The organism is Bordetella pseudohinzii, from assembly GCF_000657795.2.
In the GTDB taxonomy this organism is placed as follows: Bacteria; Pseudomonadota; Gammaproteobacteria; order Burkholderiales; family Burkholderiaceae_B; genus Bordetella; species Bordetella pseudohinzii.
In genome coordinates this window covers 85,297-108,876 of sequence record NZ_JHEP02000009.1, presented here as the reverse complement: position 1 = coordinate 108,876, position 23,580 = coordinate 85,297, and the positions used below count along the sequence as shown (strand labels likewise).

Below are 23,580 nucleotides of genomic sequence, written 5' to 3'. Positions count from 1 at the left end.
ATACCGCGCTGCCCGGAAATGCGCTGGCTGATCCTGATTCTTTCCCTGCCCACGGAGAACGCGGCGGCGCGCATGCGCGCCTGGCGCGCGCTGAAGGCCTGCGGCGCGGCCGTGCTTCGTGATGGCGTCTATCTGCTGCCGTCGCATGAGCGCGGCCGGCAGACCCTGGAGACGATCGCGCACGAGGTGCGCGACAGCGGCGGCAGCGCCTATCTGGCCGAGGCCGCTTTTGCCGATGAGGATCCGGCGAGGCTGCAAGCGCGGTTTGACCGCTCCGCGGCGTATGGCGAGCTGATAAGCAAGGGCATCGAGCCGCTGCGCGTCGCGCTATCGCCCGAAACCGCCATGGACACACTGAAACAGCTGCGCAAGTTGCGTAAAACCTATGCCCAGCTGACCGATATGGATTTCTTTCCGGCGGAGGCGCAGCGCCAGGCCGATGCCGCCTTGCGCGAACTGGAGGAGGGCGCGCATCGCGCCCTGTCCGCCGATGAGCCGCATGCCCGGGATTGCGCCATCGTCCGCTTGCGGGTCGAGGACTACCAGGGCCGGACCTGGGCGACGCGGGCGCGGCCCTGGGTGGACCGGCTGGCGAGCGCCTGGCTGATCCGGCGCCGCATCGACAAGAACGCCCGCATCCTGTGGCTGGCATCGCCGGCCGACTGCCCCAATACGGCGCTGGGTTTTGACTTCGACGGCGCGCGTTTCTCCCATGCGGGCGCCAAGGTCACCTTCGAGCACTTGCTCACCGCCTTTGGTCTGCAAAGCCGGAGCATGGATAGGCTCGGCGCCATCGTGCATTTTCTGGACATGGGCGGCGTGCAGCCGGCCGAGGCCGCCGGCGTGGAGCAGGTCCTGGCCGGCCTGCGGGCCACGGTCGACGATGACGACCGTTTGTTGGCGCTGGCCAGCGGCGTCTTTGACGGATTGCTCGCCAGCTTCGAGCAGGAGGGCGGGGCATGAGCACACGCGATACGGTTGTCTCCGACGCGGCGCCGGGCGACAAGGCCCTCGATCGGCCCGGGCCGGTCAGTTTCCGGCAGGCGCTGTGGTTCTGGCTCAAGCTGGGCTTTATCAGCTTCGGCGGTCCGGCGGGCCAGATCGCCATCATGCACACCGAACTGGTGGAGCGCCGGCGCTGGATCAGCGAGCGGCGCTTTCTGCATGCCCTGAACTACTGCATGCTGCTGCCCGGACCGGAGGCGCAGCAACTGGCGACGTATATCGGCTGGCTGCTGCACCGGACCTGGGGCGGGGTAGTGGCGGGCGGCTTGTTCGTCCTGCCGTCGCTGTTCATTCTCATCGGCCTGTCCTGGGTCTACATCGCCTGGGGCGACCTGCCCGTCATCGCCGGGCTGTTCTACGGCATCAAACCGGCCGTGACCGCCATCGTCCTGCATGCGGCCCATCGCATCGGATCCCGGGCCCTCAAAAACCCCGTGCTCTGGAGCATCGCGGCCGCGGCCTTCGTGGCGATCTTCGCCCTGGGGCTGCCGTTCCCGCTGATTGTCGCCATCGCGGCCTTGGCCGGCTTGGTGGGCGGGCGGCGATGGCCGGCGTATTTCCATGCCGGCACGCGCCACCGTTCGGACAGGCAAGGCCATGGCCCCGCCTTGATTGACGACGACACCCCCACGCCGGAACATGCCCGTTTTCGCTGGGGCCGCCTGATCGGCGTGCTGGCCGTCGGCGGCGCGCTCTGGGCGATCCCGATGGCAGTCCTCATGGCGGCGGGAGGTTGGCAGGGCGCCTACACCCAGATGGGCTGGTTCTTCACCAAGGCCGCCTACCTGACCTTCGGCGGCGCCTACGCCGTGCTGCCCTATCTTTACCAGGGCGCGGTCGATCACTACGGCTGGCTGACGCCCGTCCAGATGATCGACGGCCTGGCGCTGGGAGAAACCACCCCCGGCCCCTTGATCATGGTCGTCGCCTTCGTCGGCTTCGTCGCCGGCTACGCGCACAGCCTGCTCGGCCCGGATCTGCTGTTCACGGCCGGCGCCCTGGCGGCCGTCATCGTGACCTGGTTCACCTTCCTGCCGTCCTTTCTCTTCATTCTGGCGGGCGGGCCGCTGGTCGAAGCCACCAAAGAAGACCTGAAATTCACGGCGCCCCTGACCGCCATCACCGCGGCGGTCGTCGGCGTCATCCTGAACCTGGCCGTCTTCTTCGGCTATCACGTGCTCTGGCCAGAGGGGCTGGCAGGGCATTTTGACGTCTTGTCGGCGCTCATCGCCCTGGGCGCGGCGCTCGCGCTTTTCCGCTTCAAGCGCGGCGTGATCGAAGTCATCGCGGCCTGCGCCGTCATCGGTCTGCTGGCCAGGCTGGTGTTCTGAGGGGCTGCCTGCATGGGCGACAAGGACGGCGCCAAGGAGCGCGGATCAGGCCGCCGCTTGCGCCAAGTGGCGCGCGAAGGTCTGCGGGTCGGTGTTCGTTCCACACAGGAGCACCCCGACCCGTTTGCCCGCCAGCTTGTCGTGCAAAGGACCCAGCAGGGCCGCGGTAGCCGCCGCGCAAGCCGGTTCGGTCGCCAGCTTCAGCTGGTCAAACAATAGGCGCATGGCCTGGCGCAGCTCGTGATCAGAAACCCTCACCAAGTCGGTGATGTGGCGCCGGCACAGCGCATAGCTGTATTGCTCGGTGTGCGGCGCCATCAGGCTGTCGGCAATCGTGGCCATCGCTCCCATTTTGACCGGTCCTTCGTTGGCGAAGCTTTGGTGCATGACGTCGGCGCCTTCCGGCTCGACGCCATAAATGTCGCATTGGGGGGCAGCGAGCCGGATCGCGGTGCTCATTCCCGCCATCAGGCCGCCGCCGCCCACCGGAATGATGACCGCATCGAGTGCTCCGGCCTGCGCCATCCACTCCTGCCCCAGGGTGGCCGTGCCAAGTACGGTGTGATAGCCATTAAAGGGATGGACGAAGAACCGGCCTTCCTCTTCCTGGATGCGGCGCACGGCCTCGAAGGCCAAGGCCCCGTTTTCCGCCAACTCGACCTGCGCGCCATAGCGATGGCAGAGCTCCACCCGCGCGGCGCTGGCCGTCTTGAGCATGACCACCTTGGCCGAGATATTCAGCCGCATGGCGGCATAAGCCACCGCCACGGCGTGATTGCCCGCGGAAACGCAGGTCACGCCTGCCGCCCGCTGCGCCGCGTCCATGGCCAACAGGTTGGAAAAAGCCCCCCGGGTCTTGAAGGTGCCGCCCACCTGCAATAGCTCGAACTTGAAGTTTATTTTCGTGCCCGGGATAGGCTGGAATTCATCCGTCTCCAGGGTGGGGGTTTGGCGAACCCAGGCCCGGAGACGGTTGTTTTGCTCCGTAATCGCGGCAATATCGGGGATGGTGGTCGTGTCGGCGAGGAGCGTCATGTCCAGCGGTTCTCATCGGAAATGGTTTTGCGCAAAGGCCAGCTTAGTGCAGGTCTGGCATCCAAAGGTTTGCGCGTTTGCCTCATTCTTCTTCCAGATCGGCAGAAATCCCAGATGCCGCCCGGCGCCGGCGGCACGCCGACCCAACTTGACGCATCCGGCGCTTCGTCATAGCGTAGCGCCTCCCGAGGCGTGATGTTGTCTCCGATTTCGTGAATACCCCCGATCAGTTGCAGAGCTTCGTTCCGCACCACTATGAGGTGGCGAGCGTCCGCATGGCCGGTTCCGCCTGTTTCGTGGAGACGCGCCCCACGCATCAAAACGTCTCGGGCTACCGTGACACGCTCATGCTGGGGGGTGGATTATCCGCCAGTTGGGCGGAGATCATCCGTCCCTGCGCCATGGAAGAAGTCTACGAATGCAGCGGCGCCTTGAAGATCCATCTGCGCTTGGCGGGCGCTTCTTCCCTGACCGATGGGCACCTGGTCCCGCATGGCATCGAAGCCTCGTCGTTCAGCGCGCTGCTGCAGCCCAGAGGCGCCAGCAAGATTGAAATCTTTGGCGCGGGCGTGCATGAGCGATCGCTCACCGTCTCCTGTTCCCGCGAGTTCCTGGAGCAGGAGCTGGGCTTGATCGGCGCGGGCGGCCCCATCGGCCGCTACCTGGACGGGCAGGCGGGAAACTTCACACTGTTGCGCGGCGGGTTGAGCCCGGCGATGCGGCGGGCGGCCCAGTGCTTTTTCGAACCCTCGGCGGATCTCCCGGCGCGCCGCCTGTTGCTGCAAGCGCGCATCCACGACATCTTGCGCGAATGCATGTTTGGCATGCAGGGCGGGGGAGTGCCAGCCGTCCGGCCTCGCCACCGCGCCCTGGCCACCCAGCTTGCCGCCCGCCTGGACGCCGAGTTTCGTGATCCGCCCCGACTGGACGCCTATGCCCGAAAAGCCGGGGTCAGCGTGTCCCAGCTGGCCCGCTCGTTCAAAAGCGCCCATGGCGAGACCATCTCCGGCTATGCGCTTTCCGTCAGGATGCGGCAGGCCATGAAGCTGCTGCGCGAGACGCAACGCCCCATCGGTCTGGTGGCTTTTGACGTGGGATACGAGCATCCTGGCAATTTTTCGACGGCCTTCCGGCGCTATTTCGGCATGTCGCCCAGAGAGGCTCGGACCTCGCGGGCAGCGCGCTGATCGCCTGGCCTCAGGCCGAGGACTGCAATGTCTGGCGGCAGTATTCGCGCGCCACGCGGGAGGGCTCGCTTTCTGTCTTGCCTCGTACCGTCACATAGGCAAACGCGGCTTCCAGCTTGAGCGGCACATCCAGCTCCAAAGGCGCCAGGACGCGGCAGCCCCGTTCGCGATTGAACTTCGTCACCGCGGCGCCGACGCCCAGGAAGATGGCATCGGATCGCGAGACCACCTGAAGCAGATCCGGGATGTCTTCGCACTCCATGTGCAAATGGTCTTCGTGGCGGGAAGCCGCATCGGCCAGCGCCTCGTTGATGAGCCGGCTCATTTCCGGGCTCAGGCCGGTGGATACGAGGGGATAGTGCATCGCCTCGCGGATGGATACCGGGCGCTGCAATACCCGCAATGGGTGATCGTGGCGGCAGATAAAGGCCGGCTGCAAGGGCGGAAGCCCATCCAGATGGAGATCCGCGCCGCCGTCGATGGTGCGGACATGGGCCAGCACCGCGTCCAGCTCCCGCAAGCGCAGGGAATGCAGCAATGCGCGGGTGGGGCCCCGCTGGAGCTTCAGCCTGACAGCCGGATGGTCGCGCAGCATATGCAACATCAGTCCCGCGCTGAGCAATGCGCTGGGCCCCGAGCCCATGCCCAGGCGCAAGCTCACCGGATGGCCATGCTCCAGGCGGGCGGCCTGATGAATGGCCCTGACTTCTTCCAGCGCATTGCGCGCCCGCTGCACGACAAAATCCCCCAGCGGCGTGGGTTCATTGCGTTTGCCGACGCGATCGATCAGCTGAAGGCCCAACTCCGCTTCCAGCGCCTGAATGCTGCGGCTGAGCGCCGGTTGCGAGAGATTGACGCGCTCGGCGGCCTGCCGGAAGGAGCCGGTCTCGGTCAACGCCACCAGATGACTGAGTTGCTGGAGGTTCATCTTGCCTCTCATTGATGCATTGAGCGCATCGTCAGGATGAAAATAATGCAATGGACGCTGTCATATCGAGACTTTAGCATCCAAAAACAATCACTCACCGCAAGGGGACTCTCCATGAAACGACTGCTCGGCCTGCTGGCCTTCTCGGCCTTGATGGCGGGTAGTGCCCACGCCGCCTACCCGGACAAGCCTGTCTCCCTCATGGTGCCGTACCCGGCCGGGGCGGCATCCGACATCACCGCGCGGGCGATCCAAGCGCCGCTTTCCCGGGCCTTGGGCGCCACGGTGATCGTCGAAAACCTGGGAGGGGCCAATGGCTCCCTGGGCGCCAACCGCGTGCTGAACGCGCCGGCCGACGGACTGTACATTTTCCAGGGCTCGCCCAATGAGCTGGTGCTCGCGGGGCTGACGAACTCGGCCGTTCGCTATAAGCCGGAAGACTTCGTGTTCCTCAACGCCGTGGCAAGCTCCCCCTATGTGGTGGTGACCCGGAAAGACATCCCGGCGGCGAATATCGATGAACTCGCGGCGCTGGCGCGCAAGGCCGACATTCCCATGACCTACGCCTCGGGCGGCGTCGGGTCCATGATCCACCTGATCAGCCTCGATTTTGAACAGCGCGCGAAGGCCAGGCTCACGCATATTCCGTACCGGGGAGGGGGGCAGATCCTGCCCGACCTGATCGGCGGGCAGGTGGATTTCGCCATCATCCCGTATCAGGCCAACTACCAGGACTTGAGGCGGGAAGGCAAGATCAAAGTGATCGCCACCCTGAACGCGGAGCGGTTGGCCGCGATGCCGGATGTGCCCAGCGTCAGCGAGTCCGTCGGAATGAAAGACTTCAACTACAACATCTGGACGGCCTACCTGGTCAAGCGTGGCACGCCCGAAGCGATCGTGCGCCGCTTGCACGGCGAAATCGACGCCGCCCTGCAAGATGCCGAATTTCGCAAAACCATGGACCAGCAGGGAAAAATCATGTACCCCAGCGCCTCCCTGGAGGCAGCCCAGGCCTTCTATGCAAGCGAGATCGAGCGTCTGCGCAAGCTGGTACTAAGCATCAACTTCAAGGGCGAGTAAACCATGACGTCTAGCGTATCCGCCGATCCCGTGGCGGAGTATTTGGTCAGGCATCAAGACCGGGCCGAGGCCTGGCTGTTCGAATTGCTCAGGATTCCCAGCGTCAGCGCCGATCCGGCCTACGCCGCCCACATGGAAGCCGCCCGCCAGGCGCTGATGCAGCGGCTGCGCCAGATGGGCCTGACCGCCGTACAGACCCTGGAAGGCGGCGGCGAACCCGCCGTCTATGCCGAATATCTGCATCGGCCCGACAAGCCCACGATACTGATTTACGGGCACTACGACGTGCAGCCGCCCGACCCCCTCGATGCATGGCGATCGCCGCCTTTCGAACCTACGGTCGTCGGCGACCACATCTATGCGCGCGGCGCATCCGATGTCAAAGGGTCCACCATGATCGCGCTTGAAACCGTGGCCGCCTTCCTGGCCGTGGAAGGCGCATGCCCGGTCAATGTGAAAATATTCCTCGAAGGCGAAGAGGAAACCGGCAGTCCCAGCCTCAAGGAAATCATCCGCCGCCATGGCGAGCGGCTGCGCGCCGACGCGGTGCTGTCCGCCGATGGCGGACGCGCAAGCCCGTCGCATCCCTCCATCAATGTGGGCGCGCGCGGCGTCACGACACTGGAATTCAGCGTCGAGAGCGCCCGCAAAGACCTGCATTCCGGCCGTTATGGCGGCGCGGTGCGCAATGCGCTGCATGAAATGAGCATGCTGCTGGCCTCGCTGCATGACAAAAACGGCGCGATCGTTGTCGACGGCTTCTTGGACGACGTTCCGGAATTGCTCCCGGCGCAGCGCGCCGACACCGCGGCCTTGCCGTTCTCCGAGCACGACTTTCTGGAGGAGGTCGGCGGCATCGCCGGCGGCGAGCCCGGCTATACCCTGCGGGAGCGGGTCACCTTGAGACCCAGCATCGACGTCAATGGGATGTGGGGCGGGTATACGGGAGTAGGGGCCAAAACCATCATTCCCTGCCGCGCATCCGCCAAATTGTCCATGCGCCTCGTGCCTGGCCAATCCCCCCAGCGCGCCCGGGAAACCGTGATTGCCCACCTGCGGCGGGCCGTCACGCCTGGGATGCGTCTGTGTATCTCCGACCAGCACGCCAGCTCCCCGGCTTCTACCTTGTCGCCGTCCCATCCCTTGGTCATCGCCGCGACCCGCAGCCTGGCCTCCCTGAGCGGCAAACCGGTAGCGCATGTGCGGCTGGGCGCCTCAGTGCCCATCACCGCCTTGTTCAAGGAGACCCTGGGGATCGATACGCTGATGTTCGGCTACAACCTGCCTGACGAAGACGTGCATGCGCCGAATGAATTCTTTCGCCGCAGCTCCATCACCGATGGATTCCGGGGATGGACAAAAATATTGCGGGAGCTGTCGCGGTTTTCGCGAGAGGATTTCTGAGTCCTGATGGCGCTTCATCCCGTGCCCGGCCCTGGCTTGCGATGGCGAGCAAGCCCGGCATCCCAGGGCGGGCCGGGATGAACAAGCGATCAAGACATCAGGCCTTGCCCTTGCGCACTTTCTCCTCGATGCGCGCGCCCACGTCCGCATCGATCTTGCGCCAGTAGTCGAAGGCGCGGCTCAGGACGGGCTCGCGCACGCCGCCCAGCAGGCTGCCCGCCACCGTTTCGACCAGGGCTTGGCGCTCGGCATCGGTGAACACCTTGCGCACCAGGATGCCCGGTTGGGTGAAGTCGTCGTCCTCGGGGTGCAGCGTGTAGGCGCTGCGCACCATTTCGCCATCCGATTCCCAGCCATTGTCGACCTTGCCGGTTTCATCCGACCACGGGCGGTCGCCGCTGTTGGGCACGTACACAGGCGCCGCGCCGGTATGGTGATAGGCCATGGGCCCGTCGATCATGTAGGTGTTGACCGGCACCTTGGGCTGGTTGACCGGCAGCTGATGGAAGTTGGCGCCGATGCGGTTGCGCTGCGCGTCGTTGTAGGCAAAGGCGCGCCCCAGCAGCATCTTGTCGGGCGACAGGCCGATCCCGGGCACGGTATTGCCTGGCGAGAAGGCCGCCTGCTCGATTTCGGCGAAAAAGTTCACGGGGTTGCGGTTCAAGGTCATCGTGCCGACCTTGATGAGCGGGTAGTCCTTGTGCGACCAGGTCTTGGTCAGGTCGAAGGGATTGATACGGTACTTCTTGGCGTCGGCGTAGGGCATCACCTGCACCGACATCACCCACGACGGACAGTCGCCGCGCTCGATCGCCTCGAACAGGTCGCGGCGGTGGAAATCGGCATCGGCGCCGGCCATGGCCGCGGCCTCGGCGTTGCTGAAGAAGGCCATGCCTTGCTGGGTATGGAAGTGATACTTCACCCAGAAGCGCTCGCCCTTGGCGTTGACCCACATATAGGTATGCGAGCCATAGCCGTTCATCTGGCGCCAGCTGCGCGGCAGCCCGCGCACGCCCATCAGATAGGTCACTTGGTGGGCGCTTTCGGGATTGTTGGTCCAGAAGTCCCACTGCATATGATTGTCGCGCAGGCCGCGGTCGGGCAGGCGCTTCTGGCTGCGGATGAAATGCGGGAATTTCATCGGGTCGCGCACGAAGAAGACCGGCGTATTGTTGCCGACCAGATCGTAATTGCCTTCGCTGGTATAGAACTTCAGTGAAAAGCCGCGCACATCGCGCCAGGTGTCGGGGCTGCCTTGCTCGCCGGCCACGGTGGAAAAGCGCGCCAGCATCTCGGTCTTGGCGCCGCGCTTGAAGAGCGCGGCCTTGGTGTACTTGGAGACGTCCTCGGTGGTCTCGAAGACGCCGAAGGCGCCGGAGCCCTTGGCGTGCGGCTGGCGCTCGATGACTTTTTCGCGGTTGAAATGCGCCATCTGCTCCAGGAAATGCACATCGTGCAGCACGATGGGGCCATCCGGGCCCACGGTGAGGGAGTTGCGGTCGCTCACCGCGGGCGCGCCCGTGGTCGTGGTCGAAGGAGCTTTGGTATCGAAAAGTTTGTCGGTCATGATTTCAGCTTTCCCTTTCAGATGCCGTTGATGTGATGATCTCCCTCGGGGAGACCGCCTGACGGGGAGGGTGGGGCCACCCTGCAACGCGAAAATCCGCGTAGTGAACAAACGTGCCGAAAAAAACGCCTGAACCCTCCGGTTCTCGACGGCCGCGCGGCCGATGGCGTGCTTAATAGTAGTACAGCGTGACGCTTTCCGTATCCGCGCGGCCGCCACGGGCGCCACGCCATGGACAGCGCGCGATGCGACGCGGCCCGCAAGCGCACAGAAAGTGTTACACGCTTTTTTTGACAGGCGCGCGCAAGTTACAGAGTATTAAGCGGTTTGAGGCCGCCCCGCCAGGCGGCAAAGCGTCGCCCGTTCCCGTCTGCCATCCCCGCCAGTGGAGAAAGGTATGCCTACGCACCGCCCCTGTTCCCCCGCGCCCATACGCCTGGTTGCCAGGTGCCTGCCTTGCGCCATCGCCGCGGCGCTCGGCGCCATGCCGGGGCTTGCTCGCGCCCAAACACCGATTGGCCCCGGCACGATCAATACCTCCCAGGTTCTTAATGGCGGCAATTGGGTCGTCCAGGGCAATACCACCATCGATGTGCCGAACGTCCCCTCGGCAGGCTGGGGCATCCTCGCGCGGACGGGCTCCGTCGTTGCCCTGGATTCCGCCGCCGGGCCCATCCAGATCATTGGCCATACCGCCATCGGCCATGCGCTACAGGTGCAGAACGGTTCGACCCTGACCAATAACGGCGGCTCGCTCTCGTTGACGACCTCCGGCGCCGGAGAGTACGGCATCGACGTGTACGACCTCGGCCAGCTGACGCTGAGCAATGTCACGATCAATACCAGCGGGGGACGCCACAACACCTCCGTGGGCGCCTATGGCATCTGGGTCGGTGGCGCAGGCGCCTTGGGCAACCTGAGCAACAGCACGATCAACACGACTGGCGGCGCCACGGGAGCCGTAGCGTCCGCCGGCAACCTGAATCTGACCGATGTGACCGTGTCCGTGCAAAACGGCGGCAACAGCGACTATGGCGTCAACGCGCAATCGGGCGGCACCATCGTCATGACGCGCGGAAGCGTGACGACGGACGGCACCTATGGCGCCGCCCTGCGTGCTTCGGGTTCGTCGGCGCCCGGCAGCCTCGTACAGGCGTCGAACGTCACTCTCAGGACCTCCGGCCTGGGCGGTTACGGTGTGCTTGCCGTTTTCGACAACGCGCGGGCGGAAGTCAGCAATGCCGATATCGCCACCACGGGCGAACAGGGCTATGGCTATTCCGCGCGCGAGACGGGCCAGATCACCTCGAGCAACTCCAATGTGCGCACGGCAGGCGTCAACGGCTATGGCGCCTATGTCCGCTCGCAAGCGAATGTCACCCTCACGGGCGGCAGCATCACCACGACCGGCGCAAGCGCCCGCGGCGTATCCGTTGCCGACGCCAACACCTTCCTGAGCACGCGCGGGCTGGCCCTGGCCACGTCCGGCTCAGAAGCCATTGGCGCCTACGCCAGCGCCGGCGCCACGTTATCCATGGACGGCGGCAGCATTGCCACCAGCGGCCCCTCGGCCTACGGCCTTTTCGCCAATGCCGCCGGCACCACGGCCACGGCCACGGGATTGTCCATTTCAACTACCGGCAGCGACAGCCATGCCCTGATGGTGGTCAACGGCGCGACGCTGAATGCGGCGAGCACGCAGGCCTCGGCCACGGGCGATGGCGCCTCCGGCCTGTTTTTCTCGACCACGGCCGGCAACACCAGCCTGGCGACCTTGTCCAATGGCACGCTGAGCAGCGGCGCGGCGCCGACCATTGCCGTGGCTGGCGGCGACGCCACGCTCAATATGAGCGGCATGCGGGTATCCGGATCGCAGAACTGGCTGCGCGTGGCCAATGACACGGCATTCGCCGCCAGCGGCCGCCGGGCGCCGCTGACGCTGGGCACGCAGGCGGCCCCCGCCGCGGTGGTGGGCGACGCAACCGAAGCCGAGCCCGCATTGCCTGTGGTCACCGTGGGCGTGCTGGCGTCCAGTTTGCCTGGCAATCTCACGCTGAACGCGGACGCCAGCGAATTCACCGGGGCGGCCGTCACCGACGCCGGCAATACCTCTAACGTCACGCTGAACGCGAATTCTCACTGGACGCTGACGGGCGATTCCACGCTCACCACGCTGGCCCTGAACAATAGCGCCATCGATTTCCAGGCGCCCGCCGCGGGCGCCTACAAGACCCTGACGGTGAACAACTACAGTGGCAGCAACGGCGTGATCGGGCTGAATACCTATCTCGGCGCCGACGGCTCTCCCTCCGACAGGCTGGTGATCAACGGCGGCGCGGCCACCGGCAGCACAGGATTGCGCATCACGAATACCGGCGGCCCGGGGGCCTTGACGGTCGCGGACGGCATCAAGGTGGTCGACGCCCAGGCCGGCGCGACCTCCACGGCCAATGCCTTTTCGCTGGCCCACCGGGCCGTCGCCGGGCCCTATGAATACGGGCTGTACCGAGGCGACCAGGCCGGTGTCGATCCCGAATCCTGGTATCTGCGCTCCCAACGCGCCGACGATCCCGGCGAACCGCTATACCGCCCCGAGGTGGGCGCCTACCTGGCCAACCAGCACTTCGCGGCCACCATGTTCCAACACAGCCTGCACGATCGCCTGGGCGAGCCGCAGTTCATCGAGCGCACCGCGTTCGGCGACCAGGCGACGCGCCGCCGCTCGGCCTGGCTGCGCATGGTGGGCCGTTGGGAGCAAGCCGGCAGCCGCAATGACAACATCAGCGTCCGCAGCGACATCTTCATGCTGCAAGGCGGCGGCGACCTGGCCCAATGGCAGGTCGGCACCGAAGATGGCCGCCTGCACCTGGGTGTCATGGGCACCTATGGAAGATCCAACAGCACCGGGCGGGCAGGGGGGGGAAACAAGGTCCATGCCCACGGCAAGGTCGACGGCTATGCGCTGGGCCTGTACGCCACCTGGTTCCAGAACGACGCCAGCCGCCTGGGCGCCTACGTCGATACCTGGCTGCAGTACGGCTGGTTCAACAACCGCGTTTTCGGCGATGACCTGCCGCGCGTCGATTACGACTCCCAAGGCTTGAGCGCCTCGGCCGAAGCCGGCTACGCACTGGCGCTCACGCAAGGCTGGGTGCTTGAGCCCCAGGCCCAGGTGATCTACACCAGCACCGACACCGATACCATCGCCGACGACGGCACCGGCACCCGCGTCGGCGCGGCCAACACCAGCGGGGTCACCACTCGGCTGGGCGTACGCACCCACCGCAGCTTCGACCTCGATGGCGGACGCCAGGTGCAACCCTATCTGACGCTGAATTGGTGGCACATGCCGGGCGATGACAAAATTTCCTTCAACCATGTGCGCGTGGGCGACATCTATCCGACAAACGCCTACGAGGCCAAGCTGGGCGTGAACGCCAACTTCGCCAAGGGCTGGACCGGCTTCGTCAACGTCGCAGGCATGTTCGGCGAGAACAGCTACCAGCAGTACAGCGCGCGGATCGGCGTCAAGTACACATGGTGAGGGCGCGCAGCCGGGGCTAGCGCATCTGGAAAAACTCCCGGTGGAAGGCCGCCGGGTCCAGGCCGTGTTTCTGCATATCGGCCAGGAGTTCGTCGCCCATGCCGGCCGGACCACAGAACCAGATGCTGGCCGACTGCCAGTCGGGCAGCTGCTCGCGCACGACCTCGCCCGTCAGGCGGGGATCCCGGTGATTGATATGGATGTGTAAATTCACGCCGGCCAGGCGGGCGCGGCCTTGCAGCCTTTCCACGAAAACCTGATCGGGCAGCTGGGTCACGTAGAAAAGATCGATCCTGCGCTTATCCGGTTCGATGGCCAGCGTCTGCATGCGCGCGATGAAGGGCGTAATGCCGATGCCGGCCCCGATCCATATCTGCCGCTGCTGAGGCCCGCCAAACTGAAAAGACCCATAGGGCCCCTCGACCCTGGCCTTGCCGCCGACACGCAGCAGCTCGGGCAGGCGGCTGGTGTAGTCGCCCACGCCCTTGATGAGGAAATACATGCTGTCGCCGCCGCTCCAGGCCGACGAAATCGTGAAGGGATGCGCGCCCTCGCGGGGATCGAACGTCACGAAGGCAAACTGGCCCGCCTGATGGCCAGGCCAGGGCTTCTGAAGACCCAGCACGACTTTCAGCACGCGGTTATCGCGAAAGGGCTCCAGCGCCGTGATACGCGCGGGAACCTGGCGGCGGCGCCCGATCTGGCCGCACAGACCGATGAGGGCGCCCACGGCGCAGCCGGCGATCAGCAGGGCGGTCAACCAGCCCACCGGCTGCCGCCAATCGGCATACTCGGTCAACACCAGGGCGTGCCAGCAGAACAGCAGGGCGACGACCGCCATCAGCCTATGGGTAAGGCGGAAATACCGATAGGGAATACGAGAGAAGAGGGCGATGCACACCAGGATGATCAAGGCGTAGAAGGCGTATTCGCCCAGGGTTTCCGCAAGGCCGCGCTGTTGGCGAAAAACCGCTTCCAGGCCTTGCAGCGTTGGCCGTTCACCCCTGGGCGGACGGACAATCCAGCCCCAATCCACGGCCCATTTGGGCGCCTTGATCCATAACCAGTGCAATACGCCGGCGCACAGGGCGGTCAGCCCCAGCCACTTATGCAGGCGGTACATCTTGTCCAGCCCGCCCAGGGGGGGCTCGATCGAAGCCGGGCGCACCGACAGCATCGTGCCCACCGCCATGGCCGCGAACGCCAACAGGCCCGTGAGCAGGATGAATTGATGGCGCAGCTGGAAGAGTTCACGCAGAAACAGGATTTCGGCATGGGCGGCGAGCCACAAGGCCACCACGACAACGAATCCCCACACAAATGCCCAACGTATTCTGTTCATTGGTATCGTCTCGGGAAGATCACTGCGCAAATGCGCGGCCGGTTCCAAATCACGACGCAACGGTCCAGACAAGAGTAGGCGATCATCGGTGATCCGGCAACGATTTTCCTGACAGGGGCGCGACGACCGGGATTTGCCCGGATCGGCATTTCTTTTACTTTACATAATATACATTATGCGTATTTCGGGCGTCGCAGCCGACGACACGGCAAGACGGCCCGGCCGGCCATCCGTCGGCTCGGTTAAAGTGGCGCCTATGAGCAGAAACAGCAAACAAAAACCCGCGAGCAAAGGCGGCGGCCGCTCGCCCAACTCCTTCTACGATGCCGAGGCCATCGAGCACTTCATGGCCTTGATCGGCCTGCAATGGGAGCCCGGCTCGGTCCAGCGGGCCGAAGTGCGCGCCAGCTACCGGCTGGGCCCCGCCCGCCCGTTGATCATCGACCACACCGAAGTCGAGTTCCATTGCGACGAGCGCCGCGCCAAGGTCTGGGTGCCGGAGTTCCAGCGCACCAGCTTCCATCAATGGTTCGAAGTCCCCTACCAGGAGTTCGAATACACCCCGGGCGGCTCCATGCTCAAGATCAAGGCCCCCGCCCGCGGCAATGCGCCGCCCTACAGCGTCGGCCTCAAGCCGCTGGGCTAAGCCCTTTCTTCCCGCCCGATGCGGCCTAAGTCCTGCCGCTGCGGGCCGCCTAGGGAGCGACCAGCACCTTGCCGGCGAAACGGCCGCTCTCGACGCGCTCGTGCGCCGCGACGATGTCGGCCAGCGGATAGATCTCCACGGCGTGATGCCGCAGCTCGGGCAGCCGTGCCTGCAGCTCGGCGATCGCCGCCTGCCGTGCCTGGGGCGTGAGCGTATAGACCAGGAAGAAATGCAGGGAGATCGCCCTCGGCAGCCAGGAGGCGAAGTGGATGGGGATGTCGCCGCGGTCGTTGGACCCATAGCAGACAAAGCGCGCATGGCTGGCCAGCGCGCCATCGCGCACCAGGCGGGCGCTGCGCGAAAAATCCAGGTCGATCAGGGCATCGGCGCCGCGCCCATCGGTCCAGGCCCGCACGCGCTCGGCCACGGGCTCGCGCTTATAGTCGATCAGGCGCTTCAGGCCCAGCGCGCGCAGCGATTGCGCCTTGTCTTCGGCGCCCACCGTGGCCATGACCTCGGCGCCCGCCAGGCGCGCCAGCTGGGCGGCATAGAAACCCACATTGGACGCCGCTCCGGTCACCAGCACCGACTCGCCCGGCGACAGCGCCGCCAGCCGCAAGGCATGGACCGCGGTCAAGGCCGGGATACCCAGGGCTGCGCCGGCCTGCAGACTCACGCCCTCGGGCAGCGGCACGGCCTGCGCGGCGGGCAGGCAGACATACTGCGCCGCCGTGCCGTCGCGGCGGCCATATTGCGCGTTCCAGAGCCAGACGCGCTGGCCCAGGCTCGCGGGGTCCACGCCCTCGCCCACCGCATCGATCTCCCCCGCCCCGTCGCTGTGCGGGATGACGTAGCCTTGCTCGACCGGCCGGCTGCCGGCGCGCGACTTGACGTCCGAGGGATTGACGCCGGAATACGCGACTTTCACGCGCACCTCCCCCGGCCCCGGGCTGGGGTCGGGCAGCGTGGCCAGTTCCAGCACCTCGCGGGCGGCGCCATTGGATCGATAACGAGCGGCAAGCATGTCAGATCTTCTTTGTGCGGACGAAGCGGTTCCTCAGTGTACCCAGTCCGGTCAGCGACACCTCCACTACGTCGCCATCCTGCAAATCGGGTGAATGGCCGTCCGTGCCCATCCAGATCATGTCGCCGGGGTAAAGCGTCAGATAGCGGCTCATGGTGCTGATGAACTCCTCCACGCCGAACAGCATGTCGGCGGTGTCGAAAGCCGTGGTCGTCTCGCCGTTGACCGATACGGTGGTGCGCATGGCGGCGATGTCGGCCTGGGTGCTGATCCATGGGCCCATGGGCTTGAACGTGTCGCTGTTCTTGGCGCGCCAGAATGTGCGGTCGGCCGCCTGCCAGTTGCGTTCGCTCACGTCGTTGCCTATGGTGTAGCCGAAGATGCAATCCGCGACCTGGCTCACCTCGATGTCGCGCGTCTTCTTGCCGATCACCACCACCAGTTCGCCCTCGTAGTGCACGCGCATGGCATCGGCCGGCATGATGACCTCGCCCTCGTGCGGCAGCAGTGCATTGTTGGCGCGGTAGCCCACGTCCGGCTTGTTGGGGATCTTCATGCCTTCGGCGCTGATGTGCTTGGTGTAGTTCAGGCCCACGCAGTAGAAGGTGGGCGGCACCACCGGCACTTCGAGGCTCACATCGGCCAGCGCCAGGCGCTGCGGCAGCTTCTCATAAACGCCGAAGGGGTCTCCCGCCACCGGAACGATGCGGTCATCCTCATCCAGCATGCCGTGGGCGGTCTGGCCCTGCAGCGTATAGCGTATCCATCTCATGCCCTGTCTCTCCTCAAGCCTGGAAGCTGATGTCGTCGCTGTGCAGCCCCGTGATGCGCCATTGCCCGTCCTGCCAGGCGAAGTCGGCATACGTGCTGCGCAGGGATTCGATGCCGGCAAGCGGCGCGGGCCCGGCCAGCTCCCGGCCCGGCTCATGGCGCACCACCAGCATATAGGCCGCCAGCCGGCAGCGCCCGCCGTCGCCGTCCTGCGCCATCACATTGGACAGAAGATGATGGATGCGCATGGTGGGCGAGCGCTGCGCCAGCGCCTGGCGCACGGCGGCCCTGCCCTCCAGGCGCTGGCCCTGGCGCAGCCAGACGACGTCCTCGCCGAGCGTGGCCAGCAAGCCGTCATAGTCGCGCGTGTCGAGGCAGCGGTACATGCGCAGCCATTGATTGGTGCAAAGAGTGATGATGTCAGCCTGCATGGGTATGAAAGGGGTTGGAGCCGGCGATAAGCCGGCGGTCGATGTCGGAAATCCGCGGCGTGCCGCAAAGCTGCATGCTGCGGATGAGTTCTTCGTTCAGAATGTCCAGCGCGCGGTCGGCGCCGGGCTGGCCACCGGCCAGCACGCCATACAACGTGGCGCGTCCGGTGAGCACGCCGTCCGCGCCCAGCGCCAGGGCCTTATAGATGTCGCTGCCGCGCCGCACGCCGCCATCGAGCCAGACCGGCACGCGGCCGGCGGCCTGCGCCAGCACGCCGCCCAGCGCGTCCAGCGTGGCCACACCGCCGTCGAGCTGCCGCCCGCCATGGTTGGACACCACCAGGGCGTCGGCGCCCGCCTCCAGGATGCCCTCCACGTCCTCGGGATGGACCACGCCCTTGACGATGAGCTTGCCCGGCCAGCGTTCACGCAGGCGCGCCAACGCCTGCAGATCGAAGGCCGGGTCGTAGTTGCGCCCGGCCAGCGACTGCCGGCCATCGGCGCTCAAGGCCTTCAGGCCGGCCAGGCTGGGCATGGCCGGCGGCCGCCTGAACAGCATCTCCAGCGACCACCAGGGTTTGCGCGCGAACTGCCCGATATTGCGCGCGCCAAGCTTCATGGGAAAGCTCAGCCCATTGCGCAGATCGCGTTCGCGCTTGCCGCCCACGGGCAGGTCCACCGTAATCATCAAGGCCTCGTAGCCGGCCACGCGGGCGCGCTCGATCAGGGCGCGCAGCCTATCCTTGTCCTGCAGGATATAGGCCTGAAACCACAGCCGCCCCGGCGCCTGCTCGGCGATCTCCTCGATGCTGGCCGTGGCCGAGGTGGACAAGGCATAGGGAATGCCGTGGCGCGCCGCGGCGCGGGCCAGCGCGATATCGCCGCCCCGCCAGCCAAAACCCACCGCGCCCGTGGGCGCGATGGCCATGGGCAAGGCCAGAGGCCGGCCAAACAGCTGCGTGGACGGGTCCGGCCGAGAGACGTCGCGCAACACGCGCGGCAAGAGCCTCACGCGGCGGAAAGCCTCGCGGTTGTCGTCCAAGGTGAGCTCATCCTCGGCGCCGCCATCATAGAAATCGAAGACAGCGCGCGGCAGACGCGCGCGGGCCGCCTGCCGCAGGCCTTCGATGGAATGACAGGCGTGGAGATTGCTTCTCATGGCCGCACCCTATTCGCCCTTGACGCCGCCTTGCTGGATGACATCGGCCCAGCGCTGCTTGTCCTTGATGAGAAAATCGCGAAACTGCTCGGGTGTATCGCCGATGACATAAGCGCCCAGCTTGCTCAGCTGCTCGCGCACCTCCGGCTTGGACAGGGCGGCCACGGCGGCCTTGTTCAGCTTGTCGACAATGGGCCGAGGCGTGCCCGCCGGCGCCAGCAGGCCCACCCAGGGCGCACCGTCCTCGAAGCCCTTGTATCCCAGGCTGTCGAAGGTCGGCACGCCGGGGAAATCCTCCAGCCCGGACGGCGCGCCCACCGCCAGCACGCGCAACTTGCCGCTGTTGACATAGTCGGCGATGCCGATGCTGGGATAAAACATAAAGGCGATACGCCCGGCGATCATCTCCTGCAGCGCCGGCCCATTGCCCTTGAAGGGGATGTGCTGCATCTTCAGGCCGGCCTTGGCGGCCAGCATCTCGGCGGCCAGATGGGCCGAGCCCCCCACGCCCGATGAGCCGAAGGTCAGCTTGCCCGGATTGGCGCGTGCATCGGCCACCAGGTCGGCCAGGCTTTTATATGGCGAATCGGCATTGGTGACCAGCACCATGGGCAGGTTGACGAAGTTGCTGACCGGCGCGAAAGCCTTGTCGGCCTCGTAGCGATAGCGGTCCGGATAGAGCAAGGGATTGACGGTCAGGGTCAGCGAGGTCGCCAGCACCTTGTAGCCGTCTGGCGCGGCGCTCATCACGTCCTGCGCGGCGATGTGGGCGCTGGCGCCGGCCTTGTTCTCGACCACGATGGTCTGGCCCAGCTGGTCGCCCATATGCTTGGCCACGATGCGGGCGATGACATCGGTCGGGCCGCCGGCCGAGTAACCCACCACCATGCGGATGGGCCGGTCCGGATAGTCGCCGGCCCAGCAAGCCTGGCCCAGCAGCAGGCAGGCGCCCAGGGATAGCGCCAGCTTCTTCATGCGTTTCATCGCAAAGTCTCCTCTTGTCATTGTGGTGCCGGCCGCGGTCAGTACAGCTCGGGGAAATATCGATCCGCCATGACCTGACAGCGGCGGATGTAGCGCGGCTCGTCGGGGCGGTAGTCGGCCACGGCGTTATGGATGGTCCCCATGTTGTCCCACATCAGCACGTCGCCCTCGGTCCATCGGTGCTGGTAGCGGTACTTGTCCTGAAGCTGATGCTCGAACAGAAAGGCCAGCACTTCCTCGCTGCGCGCCTCGGGCAGCTCATTGATGCGCACCGAATAGCCCGGATTGGCATACAGCACCTTGCGCCCGGTGATCGGGTGCCGCAGGAACACGGGATGCGACACCGGCGGCTTGCGTCGGCGCTGCTCCTCGGTGAGCGGCGCGCGCCGGCTGCCCGGCTGGCTGCGCATCTTCTCCCAGAACTTGTTGAAATCATGCGTGATGGTCATGCCGTCGAGCTCGTCCTTGAGCGCCTGCGGCAGGTCCGTATAGGCCGCGTGCATATTGCAGAACTCGGTATTGCCCAGGGGCTGGCCGTCGCGCATCGGAATCCTGATGCCATAGAGCACATTGCTGAAGGCTATGGTCCGGCTGTACGACATATCGGTATGCCAGTCCTGACCGGCGTCGTTCAGGCCCAGCGGCCTGCCCTTCTCCACCATATTGGAGAGGATCATCACGTCCGGGAACTCGTTGTCCTGGCTGGTGTTGGCCACATTGATCTCCAGCTGGCCAAAACGCTGCGCGAAGGCGCGCTGCTGGGCCGTGGTCCAGGTCTGGCTTGGGAAAGACAAGACGCCATACCGGCCCAGCGCCTGTTCGATGGCGCGGAAGCGGGATTCATCCAAGGGCTGGGATAGATCGATGTCGTGGATGGTCGCGCCCAGCGCGGCGTTCTTGGGTTCGATTCTCATGCTGTGCTCCGGGAAAGCGCCGGCCCATAGGCCTGCTCAAGTAAATGCAGCACGGTGTCCGCATCGGGCACCGCGCGCGGATTCAGGGCCACGCCGCGCTCGTGCATGCACAAGCGCGCGATCTCGGGCAGATTGGCCGCGGCCAGACCAAGCGCCCGCAGCGACACCGGCAGGCCATGCGCCTCGCGCAGGCCAATCACCCAGTCGTGCGCGGCCACGCCGCCCTGGGCGCCGCTGGCGCGCCCGATGGCCTGGGCCGCGGCGGCCAGCGCCTGTGGCGCGGCCGGCGCATTGAAGCGCAGCACATGGGGCAGCATCACGCAATTGACCGCGCCGTGGGCCAAGCCGTGGCGCGCGCCGATCACATGGCAGATGGCGTGATGCAGGCAGGTGCGCGCCATGGACAGCACCATGCCCGACAAATGGGCGGCGGCCAGGATCTGGCGCCGCGCCGCCGCCGGATCGGTATCCGGCGCCAGCGCCACGGCGAACAGCCCCAATGAGTGCAGGGCCAGCGCATCCGACACGGGCGAACGCTGGCGCGAATACAACCCTTCCAGGTCATGGGCGATGCCGTTGACGGCGGTGGCCAGCAAGCGCTCCCGCGGCAGGCCGGCGGCCAGATCGGGATCGATCAGCACCTCGGTCGCCGCCACATCGCGGCACCAGAACAAACGCTTGCGGCCCTCTTCGGCCAGGCCGATGGACGGTGTGACCTCGGCCGCCGCCGCCGTCGTCGGCAGGCTGACGATGGGCAACAAGGCGCGGCGCGGCGGCGCGGGCTGGCCGACCGCATAGGCCGCCAGGTTCGCGCCTGCGGGCAACATCAGGGCCAGCGCCTTGGCGCTGTCGGCCACACTGCCCCCGCCCGCCGCCACAATGACATCCGGCTGGTGGACGCGCAGATCGGCCAGCGCTGCTTCCAGATACGCCACGCTGCCGTGCTCGGGCACGCCGTCCAGCACCGCGGCCGCCAGCCCCGCGAGCTGCGCGCGCAAGGCCAGGCCGGCCGGCGACGCCGCCAGGCGGCGCTGCATCAATAGCACCGGACGGCGGCAGCCCAGCGCAGCCAGCGTCTCGGCCAGCTTTGCGGCGCAACCCTGGGCAAAGCGCACCCGGGTGCCATAGAGGTGGTAGTCAAAATCAGGGCTGCCCAGCACGTCCGCATCCAGTGTTTCGAATAGGAGGTATTCTAGGAATGCGGTCCTATGGAGAACAGCGGACTGGCGACAAATCAGTTTTTCCAGAAAAGAAACACAGGTTGCGGCGCAATGAATACGATCGAGTGCATGGAGGTCTTCGTTGAAGTGGCCAAGGGCTTGAGCTTTTCCAAGGCCGCCGAACGCCTGGGCACCAGCCGCTCGGCCATCACCAAGAAGATCGCCTGGCTGGAGGCCGAGTTCGAGACCCAGCTGCTCAATCGCAACACCAAGCGCGTCAGCCTCACCGAAAGCGGCGCGGTGCTGCTGCAGAATGCGGACCTCCTGGCCCACGCCGTCAAAAACCTGAAGGACCTGGTGCGCAGCCCCGTGCAACGCCCCAGCGGACGCATCCGCGTCGGCTCGCCGCCCTCCTTCGGCGCCGTGCACCTCGCGCCGGCCGTGCAGGCCTTTCTGCAGACCTATCCCGAAGTCCAGGTCTCGCTGCTGATCGACGACGGACGCGGCGACCTTATCGCCGAGAACATGGACCTATCGCTGCGCATCGCCCCGCGCCTGCGCAACAGCAACCAGATCGCCTACAAGATCGCCATGGTTCCACAGCTGCTGGTCGCCACGCGCCAATACCTCGACGCCCATGGCCGCCCGCGGCGCCCCAAGGACTTGGAGCAGCACAACTGCCTGATCCACCAACTCAAGGCGGCCACCGGCCACTGGCAGTTCACCGGCGCCGACGGCGAACTGCACAGCGTGCACGTGCGCGGCGACTTCAACGCCAACCTGGGCGAAGCCATCCTGCGCCTGGCCAAAGGGCATCACGGGATCTCCATGCACCCCAGCTACATGGTCGACGAAGACATCCGCAACGGCAGCCTGGAAGTACTGCTCCCGGACTACCGCTGCGAGGCACTGGACATCTACGCCATCGTGCAGAGCAAGCGCTACCAGCCCTTCAAGGTGCGGCTCTTCGTCGACCACCTGCGCGGCTGGTTCCAGGCCCAGGATTGGAGCCGCGAGGCGGGCCGGTCTTCGCAGGCGCGGCGGTAAGTCTCCAGGAAACGCCGCCGCCCGCCGCGCTCAGCTGAGTTTGATGCCGCTGGCGCGGATCATGCGCACGGCGTCCTCGGTGCCTTGGGCAACCAGGGCCGCGAACTCGGCGCGGCTCATGTCGCCGGGCTCTTGGCAGAATCCCTCCAGGCGCGCCAGCAGTTCCGGCGCCCGCAACGCGCTGCGCAGGGTCTGGCTGGCGCGTTCGATGATGGACTCCGGCACCCCCTTGGGCGCGAACACGCCTATCCACGACGGGGTATCGAAACCCGCGACCCCGCACTCCTTCAAAGTAGGCACCTGGGGCACGAAGCGGTAGCGTTTACCGCCCGTGACCGCCAGGGCCAGGAGGCGGCCCGACGCCACATGCTCCTTGACCGTGCCCAGATTGGTCAGCGCCAGCGCCACCTCGCCCGCCATCACGGCCTGCACGGCGGGCGCCGCGCCCTTGTAGGGCACATGGAGGATCTCGACGCCGGTCGCCTTGTTGATCTCATTGAGCAGCAAATGGGATTGCGAACCCACGCCATAAGAGCCGAAGGCCAGATTTTTCTTGCCCCGGGCGACCTGCTCCATCTCGGTGAAGCTCTTGAACCCGGACCGCGGATGGGTGACCAGCACCAACTGCTCCAGCGTGAGCGCGCCTACCGGCAACAGGTCCCGCATGGGATCGAACGGGACCTCGTTCATCAAGGCCGGCAGCTGCATGGTCAGGCCGATGGTGGCCAGGAAAGTGCTGCCATCGCGCGCCGAATTGAGCACCGAGCTGGCCGCGATCACGGTGTTGGCGCCGGCCTTGTTCTCCACGATGGCTGGCACGCCGCCCCAAAGCGCCTGCAGGCGTTCGGCCGTCATGCGGGTGGCGATGTCGGCCCCGCCGCCCGGCGCGAAGGGCACGATGAACCTCACTGGCCGCCGCGGCCATTCGGCGGCTTCGGCCAGGGCCAGGCCAGGCAGGCCGATGAGCGCGGCGCTGGCCTTGAGCAGGCTGCGTCGCCGGGAATTTAGCCTCGATTGCATG

The 23,580-nt window shown here is 66.0% G+C and carries 20 protein-coding genes; 8 read left to right on the top strand and 12 right to left on the bottom strand.

Features of this window, described 5'->3' with window-relative positions; genetic code table 11:
- Positions 1 to 18: 18 nt before the first annotated feature.
- Together L540_RS13020 and chrA are read left to right on the top strand one after the other, a co-directional pair.
- On the top strand, positions 19 to 963 hold the full coding sequence (locus L540_RS13020; protein ID WP_043211822.1) for a chromate resistance protein ChrB domain-containing protein: 945 nt from the start codon (positions 19 to 21) through the stop codon (positions 961 to 963).
- The gene (gene chrA, locus L540_RS13015; protein WP_043211821.1) at positions 960 to 2,336 is read left to right on the top strand and encodes a chromate efflux transporter; all 1,377 of its coding nucleotides are present in this window, start codon (positions 960 to 962) and stop codon (positions 2,334 to 2,336) included. The genes L540_RS13020 and chrA overlap by 4 nt, the downstream gene beginning before the upstream one ends.
- A 45-nt stretch (positions 2,337 to 2,381) precedes the next feature.
- Here chrA and L540_RS13010 read toward each other — a convergent pair whose 3' ends face one another.
- Positions 2,382 to 3,371, bottom strand: coding sequence for a threonine/serine dehydratase (locus L540_RS13010; RefSeq protein ID WP_043211819.1), 990 nt, complete (start codon positions 3,369 to 3,371; stop codon positions 2,382 to 2,384).
- A 212-nt stretch (positions 3,372 to 3,583) separates the two neighbouring features.
- Here L540_RS13010 and L540_RS13005 point away from each other — a divergent pair, with 212 nt between their 5' ends.
- A complete protein-coding gene (locus L540_RS13005; protein WP_131726050.1) occupies positions 3,584 to 4,558 on the top strand; it encodes a helix-turn-helix transcriptional regulator in 975 nt (324 codons plus the stop codon).
- A 10-nt stretch (positions 4,559 to 4,568) separates the two neighbouring features.
- Here the strand turns inward: L540_RS13005 and L540_RS13000 are convergent, their stop codons facing one another.
- Positions 4,569 to 5,486: a LysR family transcriptional regulator gene (locus L540_RS13000; protein ID WP_043211815.1), complete on the bottom strand. Its 918-nt coding sequence runs from the start codon at positions 5,484 to 5,486 to the stop codon at positions 4,569 to 4,571.
- A 114-nt stretch (positions 5,487 to 5,600) separates the two neighbouring features.
- On the opposite strand from L540_RS13000, the gene L540_RS12995 reads away from it, so the two are divergent.
- Positions 5,601 to 6,566 (top strand): tripartite tricarboxylate transporter substrate binding protein, encoded by a 966-nt coding sequence (locus L540_RS12995; RefSeq protein ID WP_043211812.1) that lies wholly within the window; start codon positions 5,601 to 5,603, stop codon positions 6,564 to 6,566.
- Between the two features lie 3 nt (positions 6,567 to 6,569).
- Positions 6,570 to 7,970, top strand: coding sequence for a dipeptidase (locus L540_RS12990; protein ID WP_043211810.1), 1,401 nt, complete (start codon positions 6,570 to 6,572; stop codon positions 7,968 to 7,970).
- Between the two features lie 97 nt (positions 7,971 to 8,067).
- Here L540_RS12990 and L540_RS12985 read toward each other — a convergent pair whose 3' ends face one another.
- Positions 8,068 to 9,537: a catalase gene (locus L540_RS12985; protein WP_043211808.1), complete on the bottom strand. Its 1,470-nt coding sequence runs from the start codon at positions 9,535 to 9,537 to the stop codon at positions 8,068 to 8,070.
- A gap of 397 nt (positions 9,538 to 9,934) precedes the next feature.
- Between L540_RS12985 and L540_RS12980 the strand changes: the two genes are divergently transcribed.
- Positions 9,935 to 13,081 (top strand): autotransporter family protein, encoded by a 3,147-nt coding sequence (locus L540_RS12980; RefSeq protein WP_048026397.1) that lies wholly within the window; start codon positions 9,935 to 9,937, stop codon positions 13,079 to 13,081.
- Positions 13,082 to 13,097: 16 nt separating this feature from the next.
- Here L540_RS12980 and L540_RS12975 read toward each other — a convergent pair whose 3' ends face one another.
- Entirely contained in the window at positions 13,098 to 14,423 is a 1,326-nt protein-coding gene (locus L540_RS12975) for a ferredoxin reductase family protein (RefSeq protein ID WP_043211804.1), read from the bottom strand.
- Positions 14,424 to 14,679: 256 nt separating this feature from the next.
- Here L540_RS12975 and L540_RS12970 point away from each other — a divergent pair, with 256 nt between their 5' ends.
- Positions 14,680 to 15,069, top strand: a complete 390-nt coding sequence (locus L540_RS12970) for a hypothetical protein (protein WP_231584797.1) — start codon at positions 14,680 to 14,682, stop codon at positions 15,067 to 15,069.
- Between the two features lie 49 nt (positions 15,070 to 15,118).
- On the opposite strand, the gene L540_RS12965 is transcribed toward L540_RS12970, so the two are convergent.
- From L540_RS12965 to L540_RS12935, 7 genes are read right to left on the bottom strand one after another with little or no spacing between them, the layout of a single operon-like run.
- Positions 15,119 to 16,093: an NADPH:quinone reductase gene (locus L540_RS12965; protein WP_043211802.1), complete on the bottom strand. Its 975-nt coding sequence runs from the start codon at positions 16,091 to 16,093 to the stop codon at positions 15,119 to 15,121.
- A gap of 1 nt (position 16,094) precedes the next feature.
- Positions 16,095 to 16,865, bottom strand: a complete 771-nt coding sequence (locus L540_RS12960) for a fumarylacetoacetate hydrolase family protein (protein WP_043211801.1) — start codon at positions 16,863 to 16,865, stop codon at positions 16,095 to 16,097.
- A 13-nt stretch (positions 16,866 to 16,878) separates the two neighbouring features.
- Entirely contained in the window at positions 16,879 to 17,295 is a 417-nt protein-coding gene (locus L540_RS12955; RefSeq protein WP_043211798.1) for a nuclear transport factor 2 family protein, read from the bottom strand.
- Positions 17,285 to 18,454, bottom strand: a complete 1,170-nt coding sequence (locus L540_RS12950) for an alpha-hydroxy acid oxidase (RefSeq protein WP_043211796.1) — start codon at positions 18,452 to 18,454, stop codon at positions 17,285 to 17,287. Before L540_RS12950 ends, L540_RS12955 begins: the two co-directional genes overlap by 11 nt.
- 9 nt (positions 18,455 to 18,463) lie before the next feature.
- Positions 18,464 to 19,438 carry a Bug family tripartite tricarboxylate transporter substrate binding protein gene (locus L540_RS12945; RefSeq protein ID WP_053073211.1) on the bottom strand — a complete coding sequence of 325 codons (975 nt, stop codon included), beginning with the start codon at positions 19,436 to 19,438 and terminating at the stop codon, positions 18,464 to 18,466.
- 38 nt (positions 19,439 to 19,476) lie between these two features.
- A complete protein-coding gene (locus L540_RS12940) occupies positions 19,477 to 20,352 on the bottom strand; it encodes a TauD/TfdA dioxygenase family protein (protein ID WP_043211794.1) in 876 nt (291 codons plus the stop codon).
- Positions 20,349 to 21,512 (bottom strand): iron-containing alcohol dehydrogenase family protein, encoded by a 1,164-nt coding sequence (locus L540_RS12935; protein WP_053073210.1) that lies wholly within the window; start codon positions 21,510 to 21,512, stop codon positions 20,349 to 20,351. The genes L540_RS12940 and L540_RS12935 overlap by 4 nt, the downstream gene beginning before the upstream one ends.
- Before the next feature lie 111 nt (positions 21,513 to 21,623).
- Here L540_RS12935 and L540_RS12930 point away from each other — a divergent pair, with 111 nt between their 5' ends.
- On the top strand, positions 21,624 to 22,559 hold the full coding sequence (locus L540_RS12930; RefSeq protein WP_043211792.1) for a LysR family transcriptional regulator: 936 nt from the start codon (positions 21,624 to 21,626) through the stop codon (positions 22,557 to 22,559).
- 30 nt (positions 22,560 to 22,589) lie between these two features.
- Here the strand turns inward: L540_RS12930 and L540_RS12925 are convergent, their stop codons facing one another.
- Entirely contained in the window at positions 22,590 to 23,579 is a 990-nt protein-coding gene (locus tag L540_RS12925) for a Bug family tripartite tricarboxylate transporter substrate binding protein (RefSeq protein WP_043211789.1), read from the bottom strand.
- Position 23,580: the final 1 nt, after the last annotated feature.